The sequence below is a fragment of the Isoptericola sp. NPDC019693 genome, from assembly GCF_044389085.1.
Classification (GTDB): domain Bacteria; phylum Actinomycetota; class Actinomycetes; order Actinomycetales; family Cellulomonadaceae; genus Isoptericola.
Genome location: NZ_JBIRXP010000006.1, coordinates 325,577 through 337,299, shown reverse-complemented (window position 1 = coordinate 337,299; position 11,723 = coordinate 325,577). Strand labels below are relative to the sequence as shown.

General features: G+C 73.5%; 8 protein-coding genes. 4 read left to right on the top strand and 4 right to left on the bottom strand.

Features of this window, described 5'->3' with window-relative positions; all coding sequences use genetic code 11:
- From ACH436_RS18385 to ACH436_RS18370, 4 genes are all read right to left on the bottom strand, one after another.
- The coding region (locus ACH436_RS18385) for a carbohydrate ABC transporter permease (RefSeq protein WP_430561637.1) at window positions 1-897 on the bottom strand (897 nt) is incomplete at its 3' end.
- The gene (locus tag ACH436_RS18380) at window positions 894-2,210 is read right to left on the bottom strand and encodes an ABC transporter substrate-binding protein (protein WP_430561636.1); all 1,317 of its coding nucleotides are present in this window, start codon (window positions 2,208-2,210) and stop codon (window positions 894-896) included. The genes ACH436_RS18380 and ACH436_RS18385, both read right to left, overlap by 4 nt.
- Window positions 2,211-2,586: 376 nt before the next feature.
- Complete coding sequence (locus tag ACH436_RS18375) at window positions 2,587-4,068, bottom strand: mannitol dehydrogenase family protein (RefSeq protein ID WP_430561635.1); 1,482 nt, start codon at window positions 4,066-4,068, stop codon at window positions 2,587-2,589.
- A 78-nt stretch (window positions 4,069-4,146) separates the two neighbouring features.
- Window positions 4,147-5,151 (bottom strand): LacI family DNA-binding transcriptional regulator, encoded by a 1,005-nt coding sequence (locus tag ACH436_RS18370; protein WP_430561634.1) that lies wholly within the window; start codon window positions 5,149-5,151, stop codon window positions 4,147-4,149.
- Window positions 5,152-5,325: 174 nt separating this feature from the next.
- On the opposite strand from ACH436_RS18370, the gene uxaC reads away from it, so the two are divergent.
- The 4 genes from uxaC (at window position 5,326) to ACH436_RS18350 (ending at window position 11,639) form a co-directional block, all read left to right on the top strand.
- On the top strand, window positions 5,326-6,744 hold the full coding sequence (uxaC, locus tag ACH436_RS18365; RefSeq protein ID WP_430561633.1) for a glucuronate isomerase: 1,419 nt from the start codon (window positions 5,326-5,328) through the stop codon (window positions 6,742-6,744).
- Between the two features lie 113 nt (window positions 6,745-6,857).
- Complete coding sequence (locus ACH436_RS18360; RefSeq protein ID WP_430561646.1) at window positions 6,858-8,003, top strand: mannonate dehydratase; 1,146 nt, start codon at window positions 6,858-6,860, stop codon at window positions 8,001-8,003.
- A 91-nt stretch (window positions 8,004-8,094) separates the two neighbouring features.
- Window positions 8,095-10,194, top strand: coding sequence for an alpha-glucuronidase (locus ACH436_RS18355; protein ID WP_430561632.1), 2,100 nt, complete (start codon window positions 8,095-8,097; stop codon window positions 10,192-10,194).
- Window positions 10,195-10,238: 44 nt separating this feature from the next.
- A complete protein-coding gene (locus ACH436_RS18350) occupies window positions 10,239-11,639 on the top strand; it encodes a serine hydrolase domain-containing protein (RefSeq protein WP_430561631.1) in 1,401 nt (466 codons plus the stop codon).
- The last annotated feature ends 84 nt before the right edge of the window (window positions 11,640-11,723 follow it).

Below are 11,723 nucleotides of genomic sequence, written 5' to 3'. Positions count from 1 at the left end.
ACCCACGACGACGACCAGGACCCAGGCCATGGCCGAGGCGTACCCCATGTCGAACTGGGCGAAGCCCTTGATGTACAGGTACAGCGTGTAGAACAACGTGGAGTCCGCCGGACCGCCCGTGCCGCCGGAGATGATGAACGCCGACCCGAACACCTGGAACGCGCCGATCGTCTCCAGCAGCAGGTTGAAGAACAGCACCGGGCTCAGCATCGGGATCGTGATCCGCCAGAACTTGCGCACCGGGCCCGCACCATCCACGGACGCGGCCTCGTACAGCTCGGCCGGGATCTGCTTCAGCCCCGCGAGGAAGATGACCATCGGGGCGCCGAACGTCCACACCGCCAGCAGCACGAACATCGGCATCGTCTTGGACGGGTCACCCACCCAACCCCCGGCCGGCAGGCCGAACAGCTGCTGGATACGGTCCACGATGCCGTCATCGATGAACATCGCCTTCCACACGATCGCGATCGACACCGAAGCGCCGATCAGCGACGGGGCATAGAAGATCGACCGGTACGCCCCCTGACCGCGGTGCTTCATGTTCAGCACCATCGCGACCAGCAACGCCGCCGCCAGCTTGATCGGCGTACCGACCAGCACATAGATCGCCGTGACCTTCGCCGACGTCCAGAACCTGGGGTCCTCGAACAGCTTCGTGAAGTTCTCCAACCCCACCCACGACGGCGGACGGAACAAGTCATAATCCGTGAACGCCAGATACAACGACGCCACCATCGGGAACGCCGTCAACACCACAAAACCCACCAACCACGGCGACAAGAACGCGAACCCCGCACCCGCCTCACGACGGCGCTTGGCCCGCCCCCGCTCGGGGGACGCGTCCTGCGTCCCCCGAGCGGTGTCGAGCGTGGAACCCGAGGTCACCGCAGTCACGACTGCTTCACCGCGCCGTCCGCGAAGGAGAACCACTGCGTGACGAACTCGTCGACGGTGATGTTGCCGTACCCGAGCTCCTCGCCGAGGCGCTTGAACTCCGCCTCGATCTCGCCGAAGCCCTCGACCGGGACCGGCGCCGCCTCGGTGACGACGTCCGCCACGGACTCCTCGTACTGCACGACCTGCTCGTCGACCGAGCCGGGCTCGACGGCCATCGCGTCGATCTGCGCCTGCACGGCCGGGACGCCCTTCGACGTGCCGAAGATCGTGCCGACCTCGGGCTCGTTGATGAGGAAGTCGATGAGCGCCGCGGACGCCTCCGGCTGCTCGGTCTGGGCCGACGCCGACAGGAGCATCGACGGCTTCCAGAACTGGGCAGGGCCGTTCTCGCCGGACGGGATCGGGAGCATCTGGATGTCCTCGCCCGACTCGGCCACGTAGCCGGCCAGGAAGTTGTCCCAGGTGGACTCCGACGCGACCTCGTTGACGTGGAACCCGCCGAGCGGCTCGAGCTGCTTGTTCTTCTGGATCGGGTAGATCGACTCGGCGTCCCGCAGCTCCTGGCCCAGGTTCAGCCACTCGGTCATCTGCGCCTCGTCGAAGTTCAGCGTCCCGTCCTCGCTGAACGGCTCCACACCCTGCTGGACGAGCCACTGCAGGAAGAACCAGAACGTGGCGGTGAAGTCGCCGCCGCCGTACAGGGCCGGGTCCTCGCCGGCGCCCGCCTCGGTGACCTGCTGGATCCACTTGCTGTAGTCGTCCCACGTGTACCCCTCGGCGAGAGGCTCGACGCCCACCTTCTTGAGCAGGTCGGCGTTGTAGAACGTGGCGAGCGTGTTCGTGCTGGTCGGGATGCCGTACTGGGCCCCGTCGATCTGCCCGGACGACAGGAGCGAGTCCTCCACGCCGTCGGTGTTCAGGTTGACGCCCACCTGACCGCCGAGGTCCAGCAGCTGCCCCGTGCCGCCGTACTGGCGCAGGTAGGACAGGTCCATCTGGATGACGTCGGGCAGCGCACCGCCGGCCGCCTCGGTGGCCCGGGCGGTCCAGTAGCCGTCCCAGTCCTGGAACTGGGTCTGCACGGTGATGTTGGGGTGCTTCTCCTCGAAGAGGTCCACCGCCTTCTCGTACATCTCCGCACGGGCGGGCTCGCCCCACCAGGCGAGCGAGATGGTGATGTCCTCGTCGGTGCTCACCTTCTCCGCGGAGCCGGGCTCCGCGGGGTCGGCGCCGCCTCCGCAGGCGGTGAGGGTGAGGGCGACGGCGACCGCCGCCGCGGCCGCGCCGGCGGCCTTCCGCGTGATCCTCATGTGAGCCTCCTCGCTCGTCGATCGTCCACGATCGTCGGCGACGAGGACGCCCCGTTGACCCCTCGTACGGCTGCCGACTGAATCGATAAAACAGGATTCGGTAAGCGTTGTCCAGCCCCGGAGCGTTCCGAGTCTCATCACGATCTCGCAACGAGCCCCGACGTGTTCCCGGGGCGACGTGCCCGCCACGGCCGGCCGGGCCGGTCCCGTCCGCGAACGTGCGGTCGCTCACATCCGGCCGGCAGCCTACGCGGGGGCGCGTCCGCACGACGAACCCGCAGGCGACGACGTCCCCGCGACGCACGAGGCGGCAAGCGGCCCCTCGGACCCCTTGCCGCCTCGTCCCCGTCGGAGGTTCTCCGCCCCCGCGGACCCCTCAGACCCCGGCGAGCACCGGCACCTGGCCCAGCACCGCCTCCACGAGACGCGCGTCCGTGCCGGCCCCCTGGGGAAGCAGGCCGGGCAGCGCCAGCAGCGCTCGCGCGACGTCGCCCGGCGACGCGGCCCCCGCGTCCCCGTCGCCGGCCGCGGCCACGACGTCGGCGAGCTCCTGCGCCCGCGGGTCGTCCACGAGCCGCCCGGCGACCGCCTCCCGGCGCACGACCTCGCTCCATGCCGCCAGCGCGAACGCCGCGCCGGCGGGGACCGCGCCCGCCGCGAGCCGGTCGGCGACGACGCCACCCCACCGGAACGGGATCTTCTGGGTGCCGTCCATCGAGACCTGCACCGTGGTGTGGCCGGTCGCCGGGTTGGCGAACCGCTCCAGCAGCGACTCCGCGTACGCGCGCAGGTCGGCGCCGTCGGGCGGCGTGAGCGTCGGCAGCGCGTCGTCGAGCATGAAGGCACGGGCGCGCTCGTGCAGCACCGGGTCGGTCACGGCCTCCGCGAGCGTGGCGTGCCCCGCCAGCCGCCCCGCGTACGCGAGCAGCGAGTGCGTGCCGTTGAGCAGCCGCAGCTTGGCCTGCTCCCAGGGCGCGACGTCGTCGGTGAACGTCGCCCCCGCCTCCTCCCAGGCCGGCCGGGGGCCGGCGAACCGGTCCTCGATCACCCACTGGCGGAACGGCTCCCCGACGACGAGGCCCTCGTCGCGCGCGCCGAGCTCGCGCTCCACCGCGTCCCGCTGCTCCGGCGTCGTGGCGGGGACGATCCGGTCCACCATCGAGCACGGGAACGCGACGTCCGCCGCGAGCCACGACCGCAGCCCGTCCCCCTGCTCGCCCGGCAGCGCCGCGTCCACCGCCTCGCCCACGAGCCGCTCCAGGACGCGCCCGTTGTCGACCATGTTGTCGCAGGTCAGCACGGTGATCGGCCGCCGCTCCCCCGCCGCCTGCGCGGCCTGCCACCGGGCCGCGAGCCCGCGCACGAGCAGGCCGACCGCCGTCGCCCCCGGGGCGGCCCCGTCGCCGGCGGCGAGGGCGTCGAGGTCCGGGCGCACCCGCCCGACGTCGAGCCCGCCGTCCGCGCCGCGGGCGTACCCCTTCTCGGTGACGGTGAGCGTCACGACGTGCGTCGTGGGCGCCGCGATCGTCTCCAGGACCCGCGCGGTCTCCTCGGCGGGCCACGCGACGTCGAGCACCGCGCCTACCAGGTCGAGCCGCGTCTCGTGGGTGCCCGCGGTGAGGACCGCGTAGACGCCGCCCTGCGGGCGGAGCTGGTCGCGCACGGAAGCCGACCGCTGCGTGACGCCGAGGACGCCCCAGCGGCGGTCCCCCGTCGCGCGGGCGGCCAGCTCCGTGAACACGGCCTGGTGCGCCCGGTGGAACGCCCCGATCCCGAGGTGCACGATGCCCACCTGGTCGGGGGTCACCGGCGCCTCGAGGCGGGCGGGCAGGTGGGAGCGGTGCAGGCGGTCGGTCATGAGTCCCTCCGTGTCCCGGCGGCGGCGCCGGGAGGATGCTTCCGGATCGGTCAGGTCGGTCGGGTGGTCAGTGCCTGGTCAGTGCCGGTCGGCGGCGGCGCGCGGAGGCGCGGTCGACCCGCGCACGACGAGCTCGACGGGGAGCGTCACGTCGTCCTGCGGCGCCTCGCCGTCCTTGCCCGGGCGCGCGAGGAGTCGGTCCACGGCCGCCCGGCCGGAGTGCCGCAGGTCGGTCCGCAGCGTGGTGAGGGGCGGGTCCAGCAGCTCCGCGACGTACGCGTCGTCGCACCCCACCACGGACAGGTCGCCGGGCACGTCGAGGCCGCGCACCCGCAACCGCTCGACCAGGCCCACGGCGACGAGGTCGTTGAACGTCACCACGGCCGTGGCGCGGGAGGCGACGACGAGGTCGGCCGCCGCGTGGCCGCCGGCGACCTGCGGACGGTGCGGCCCGAGCTCGACGAGCTCGACGTCGCCGAGCCGGTCGGCGGCCGCACGGAGCCCGGCGCGGCGCCGCCCGTCCGACCACGACCGGGCGGGTCCGCCCACGTAGGCGACCTTCGCGTGCCCCAGGGCCCGCAGGTGCTCCAGCGCCCGCAGCATCCCGGCCTCGTGGTCGGCGACGACGGACGGCAGCCCGTCGACGTGGTGGTTGACCAGCACCACGGGGCGCCCCGCGAGCGCCTCGACGGTGCGCTCGACGGCGCGCGGCGAGCACAGGACGATGCCGTCGGTCTGCGGGGCCAGGCCGGAGACCGCCTCGGTCTCGAGCTCGGGGTCCTCGTCGGAGTCGACGACGAACAGCCCGACGCCCCGTTCCCGGGCCTGGGCCTGGGCGCCCTTGGCGATCGCCGCGAAGTAGGGGTTGGCGAGGTCGGGCACCACCAGCCCCAGCGCTCCGGAGCGGCCCGCCCGGAGCACGCTGGCGGCGCGGTTGGGCCGGTAGTCGAGCTCCCGCGCCGCGGCGGTCACCCGGTCGCGCGTCGCCGCCGCGACCCGCTGCGGGTCGGTGAGGGCGCGCGAGACCGTCGAGATCGACACCCCGGCCGCCCGCGCGACGTCGTGCACCGTGACCACGACCATCGTCTCCTCGTGCCCTCCGCCCGCACCCGGACGATGCGAACGTTTGCCAGATCGTCGCACATCTGCGGCCTCCGTGTCGCCCCTGCCGCGGGGAAGGTCGGGGATTCCTCGCCCCGGGGTCGGCAGGCTAGGATGCAAACGTTCGCATCCCGTCTCGACGTTGAGGAGCTCCCTGTGAGCGAGCGCTGGACCCTGCACCCCGACCGGGCGCTGCCCGCCGACCCCGGATCCAGGGCCCTGGCCCGGGAGATCTACACCGCGGTCCGGGACCTGCCGATCGTCTCGATGCACGGCCACGTCCCCGTCGAGTGGTTCGCCGACGACGCGCCGTTCGGCGACCCGGCACAGCTCGTCGTCGTGCCGGACCACTACCTCACGCGGATGCTGGTCTCCCAGGGCGAGACGCTGCCCCGGCTGGGCGTCGGCTCCACCGAGGACGAGGCCGTCGAGACCGACCCGCGGGAGGTCTGGCGCCGCTTCTGCTCCGGGTGGAAGCACTTCCGCGGCACGCCCACGCGGTACTGGCTGGAGCACGTGCTCGTCGAGGTCCTCGGGGTCACGCAGCGGCCGTCGGCCGAGACCGCGGACGCCCTGTACGACCAGGTGGCCGCCCGCCTCGCCGACCAGGAGTTCCGCCCCCGCGCCCTGCTCGACACGTTCAACATCGAGGTCATCGCCACGACCGACCCCGCCTGGTCGACGCTCGACGCGCACGCGAAGCTCGCCGCGGACGGCTACGGCGACCGGGTGCTGCCGACCTTCCGGCCCGACCCCCTGCTGCACCTCGACCGCCCGACCTGGCGCGACGACGTCGCGCGGCTGGGCGAGGCGGCCGGCGTCGACGTCACGTCGTACGACCGCTACCTCGAGGCTCTGCGCGCGCAGCGCGAGCGCTTCGTCGCCGCTGGTGCGCGGGCGACCGACCACGGCCACCTGTACGCCGACACGACGCCGCTGGACGACGCCGAGGCCGCACGCCTCCTCGACAAGGCGCTGGCGGGCACGGTGACCGCCGCCGAGGCGCAGGCGTTCAGCGGGCACATGCTGTTCCAGATGGCCGCAATGTCGGCCGAGGACGGCCTCGTGATGCAGCTGCACCCCGGGGTGCTGCGCGACCACGCGACCGCCCCGTTCGCCGCGTTCGGCCCGGACAAGGGCTACGACATCCCCGTGGTCACCGAGTTCACGCGCTCGCTGCGCCCCGTGCTGGACGCGTTCGGCCATCACCCGGGCTTCCGGATGATCGCGTTCACCGTGGACGAGGACGTGTACTCGCGCGAGCTCGCGCCCCTGGCCGGCGTCTACCCGGCGCTGCGCCTGGGCGCGCCGTGGTGGTTCCTCGACGCCCCCGACGCGATGCGGCGGTTCCGCGAGGCGGCCACCGAGACGGCCGGGTTCAGCAACATGAGCGGCTTCGTGGACGACACCCGCGCGTTCTGCTCCATCCCCGCGCGCCACGACCTGGCCCGGCGCGTCGACGCCGGCTACCTGGCCCGGCTCGTCGCGGAGCACCGCCTCGACCTGGACGAGGCGCTCGACGTCGCCGCCGACCTCACCTACCGCCTGCCGCAGGCGGCCTACTCCCGCCCCTGAACCGCTGTGAGCGCGATTTCGGGGACTTTGAGCCGTCGGATTCCCCCCGAAATCGCGCTCACAACGACTGAGGGCGACGACGCACGACGAGCACTTGGAGTCACGCAGTGAAGATGGGTTTCCGCTGGTACGGCGAGGGCAACGACACGGTCACGCTGGACCACGTCCGGCAGATCCCCGGCGTGGAGACGATCGTGTGGAGCCTGCACCACAAGCAGGCCGGGGAGGTGTGGGAGCAGGCGGAGATCGACGCCGAGGTCGCGCGCATCACCGGGCTCTCCGACGAGGCGCGGGCCCGCGGCGTGACGCGGACGCTCGACGCCGAGGTCGTCGAGTCGGTCAACGTCCACGAGTCGATCAAGCTCGGGCGCACCGTCCTGGGGATGAGCCGTGACGAGGCGATCGAGAACTACGTGACGACCATCCGCCGGCTGGGCCGGGCCGGCGTGAAGGTCGTCTGCTACAACTTCATGCCCGTCTTCGACTGGCTGCGCACGGACCTGTGGCACCCGCTGCCCGACGGCTCGACCGCGCTGTTCTTCGAGAAGGCGGTCGTCGACGAGATGACGCCCGAGGGGCTCATCGCCGACATGGCGGCCGGGTCGCACGGCCTCACCCTGCCGGGCTGGGAGCCGGAGCGGCTCGCGGGCTTCACGGAGCTCAACGCCGCGTACGAGGGCGTCACGCACGAGGACATGTACGCGAACTACCGCTACTTCCTCGACGCCGTGGTCCCCGCGGCGCAAGAGGCCGGGATCAGGCTGGGCGTGCACCCCGACGACCCGCCGTTCGACGTCTTCGGCTGGCCGCGCGTCGTCTCGACGCCGGACGACCTGCAGCGCGTGCTGGACCTGCACCCGAGCCCGCACCACGGCCTCACGCTGTGCCTCGGCAGCTTCTCGGCGAACCCGGACCAGGCGCCGCTCGCCGCGGACACCGTGCGGCGCTTCATGGACCGCATCCACTTCACCCACGTGCGCAACATCAAGCACTTCCCGAACGGCGACTTCACCGAGGTGGCGCACCGGGCGTGCGAGGGCGACGTCGACACCACGGGGATCATGAAGGCGTACGCCGAGGCCGGGTACACGGGCTACGTCCGCCCGGACCACGGCCGCCACCTGTGGGACGAGAACACCACCAACAAGCCGCGCCCCGGCTACGGCCTGTACGACCGGGCCCTGGGCATCCAGTACCTGCTCGGCGCCTGGGACGCGTTCCGCTACGCCGCTCCCCAGGCCCCGGGCGACGGACGCTGAGCACGCCCCGCTGAGCACCGCCGCGGGCCGGGCGCGATGCCCGGGCCCGCGGCGGCGCATCACACCCCCACGACCCCGAAGGGACCCGCCGATGCGTTCCGAAATCGTTGTCGATCCCGCGCCGCACGCGGCGTGGCTGCCGGACGGCGCGCTGGCCGCCGTCGGCCGTCGCCGCGTCGCGCTCCGCCTCCCCGACCTGTCAGGACCAGCGCAGGGTCATCCCCGCGCTCGACCTGACAACTCGGCGGAGGTGACCTCGACGCTGCGCACGGAGCTCACGCGCGCGACGTCCGCGCACGGTGGCGCCGTCGTCGACCCGGACGACTCCCCCGACGTCCTCCTCGCCCTCGTGCCCGAGTTGTCAGGGGACGGGTTCCGGTTCGTGCGCGACGACGGCCGGGTCACCGTCACGGCGGCCACGGCGACGGCGCTGCTGCACGGCTGGTTCCACGTCGTGCGGCTCCGCGAGGCGGCATTCACCGGCCCCGATGCCGAGGAGAGCCACGCGCCCGCGTTCGCGCTGCGGGTGCTGGACCACTGGGACAACGTCGACGTCCATCCGGTGATGGGGCAGGTCGAGCGCGGGTACGCCGGCGGCTCGATCTTCTACGCCGACGGCCGGGTGCGCGAGGACCTGTCGCGCGTCACTGCCTACGCGCGGCTGCTCGCCGCGACCGGCGTCGACCGCGTCTGCATCAACAACGTCAACGTGCACGCCCGCGAGGCGCGGCTGCTCACCGACGACCTGCCCGACGTCGCCCGCGTCGCCGCCGCGCTGCGCCCCTACGGCGTGCGCACCCACCTCGCGGTGAGCTTCGCCGCGCCGATGACGCTCGGCGGGCTGCCGACGTCCGACCCGCTCGACGACGACGTCCGCGCGTGGTGGCGCCGCGCTGCGGAGCGCGTCTGGGCCGCGGTCCCCGACTTCGGTGGCTTCGTCGTCAAGGCCGACTCGGAGGGTCAGCCCGGCCCGTTCGCCTACGGGCGCGACCACGCCGACGGCGCGAACCTGCTGGCCGAGGCCGTGGCCCCGCACGGCGGAGTGGTGCACTGGCGGGCGTTCGTCTACGACCACACCCAGGACTGGCGCGACCGCTCCACCGACCGCGCCCGGGCCGCGTACGACCACTTCGCCCCGCTCGACGGGCGCTTCGCCGAGAACGTCGTCGTGCAGGTCAAGCACGGGCCGATCGACTTCCAGACGCGGGAGGCCGTCTCGCCGGTCCTCGCGGGGATGCCCTCCACCCGGCTGGCACTCGAGCTGCAGGTGACGCAGGAGTACACGGGCCAGCAGCGGCACGCGTGCTATCTCGCGCCGTGGTGGAGCGAGAACCTCGGCTTCCGCCCCTGGGGGGAGGACGGGGACGGTACCGCGGTGCGCGACGTCGTCGCGGGCCTCGGCCCCAACGCCTCGGCGGCGGTGGCGTCCGCCGGGGGCGGCGGCATCGCCGCCGTCTCCAACGTGGGTGACGACCGGTTCTGGACCGGGCACCCGCTGGCCCAGGCGAACCTCTACGCCTTCGGCCGGCTGGCGTGGGACCCGACGCTCGACCCGACCGCGATCCTCGACGAGTGGATCGGGCTGACGTTCGCGGGCCCGGACGGCACGGTCCACGCGCGCGTCCGCGAGGTGCTGCACGCGGTCCTCGACGACTCGTGGCGCACGTACGAGTCGTACACCGCGCCGCTGGGCGTCGGCTTCATGGTGCGGCCGGGACACCACTACGGCCCGGACGTGGACGGCTACGAGTACACCCCGTGGGGCACGTACCACTTCGCCGACCGTGACGGCGTCGGCGTCGACCGCACGCGCGCCACCGGCACCGGGTTCACGGGCCAGTACCCGGCCCCGTGGCGCGACGTCTACGAGGACCGCGCGACCTGCCCCGACGAGCTGCTGCTGTTCTTCCACCACGTGCCGTACACGCACGTGCTCCGCTCGGGCGTGACGGTGATCCAGCACGTGTACGACACGCACTTCGCGGGCGTCGAGCGGGTGCGGGAGATGGTCGCGGCGTGGGAGTCCCTGGCCGGGCTGGCTCCCGGCGCCGTCGGGGCCGACCTCCATGCCCGGGTCCGCGAGCGCCTCGCCGAGCAGCTCCGGTCCGCCGTCGAGTGGCGCGACCAGATCAACACCTACTTCCTGCGCAAGTCCGGTGTTGCCGACGCCCGGGGTCGCACGATCTACTGACGCCGGCCCGCCCGCCCCGCCGCCGTACCGAAGGAGCTCCGCCGATGACGACGACCGACCCTGCACGGCACGGCATCCCCCCGCAGGCCGTGCTGGACCTGCTCGACGACCTCGAGCGGCCGGGCCTCGAGCCGCACGCGCTGGCGGTCGCGCGGCGCGGCGAGCCCGTGCTCGAGGCCACCTGGGCGCCCTACCGGGAGGACCTGCCGGGGCTGGTGTACTCCGTGTCGAAGACGTTCACGGCGGCCGCGGTCGGGCACCTGGTCGCGGAGGGCCGGCTGTCCGTCGACGACCTCGCGGGGAAGATCCTCGGGCTGCCCGACCCGACGGGGATCACGGTGCGGCACCTGCTCAGCATGAACACGGGGCACTCGGCCGAGCAGGTCGCGGGGCTCGGGTTCGACTCGGGCGAGCTGCTGGGTACGGTGCCGGACCACGCGCCCGGCAGCCACTTCGTGTACAACTCGCAGGCGTCGATGACGCTGTCGTCGGTCGTCACCACGCTCACCGGGCAGCGGCTGACGGAGTACCTGCGGCCGCGGATGCTCGAGCCGCTCGGGATCGAGGATCCGTGGTGGGTGCCGCACCCGGACGGCGGGCTCCGCATCGACCAGGGCTTCTCGGGCCTGCACCTCACGGTCGGGCAGCTCACGCGGCTCGCCGTCGCCCTGGCCGACGACGGCCGGTACGGCGGTGCGCAGGTCGTCCCGGCCGCCTGGGTGTCCGAGATGCGGCGCGCCTGGTCGGACAACGCCGACTCCCCCGGCGCGACCCACGACTGGGCGCTGGGCTACGGGTACCAGGTGTGGCGCAGCCGCCACGGGTTCCGCGCGGACGGGGCGTACGGCCAGCTCGGCCTCGCGCTCCCGGCGCACGGCCTCGCGATCGGGTACCTCGGCGCGACCCGGGCGACGCACGAGGTGCTCGACGCGTTCTGGCGGTTCGCCGACCGGGTCACGGACGGGCCGCTCGACGCCGACCCGGACGCCGCCGCCCGGCTGGCGGCGCGCCTCGGCGCGCTCGACACGTGGCCGCGGCGTCTCGACGACGACCCGGAGCCGACGCCGTCCGACGTGGTCTCCCCGGTGCCGTGGGTGCTGCACGAGCACGAGGGCGCCTGGCGGGTCGAGGTCGACGGGCACCTGCTCGACGTCGGCGAGGACACGTGGCGCACGCACGTCGTCGACTGGCCGCACCTGCCGCCCGCGGGCGAGCCGTACGGCGCGGGCTCGGTGGCGGACCCGGTGCTCGTCGTGGCGCTGCGGGCGCGGCGGGTCGGTGCCGCCGTGGAGGTGGACGCCGTCGTGCCGACGTCGCCCCACCGCCTCGTGGCCCGCGGCGAGCCGGGCGGGCGCCTCGTCCTGGCGTGGACGACGACGCCGCTGTGGCACCCGGGCCTGTCCACCCTGGCGGTGCCCGGCGCCCTGGCCGCGCCGGTCCGCTGACCCGCCCGCCCGGGCGCCGGCGGCGGTGGACGACGACCGGCGCCTCGGCGGAGCCCCGTAACGTTTCGCGCTCTTGACAGGGCC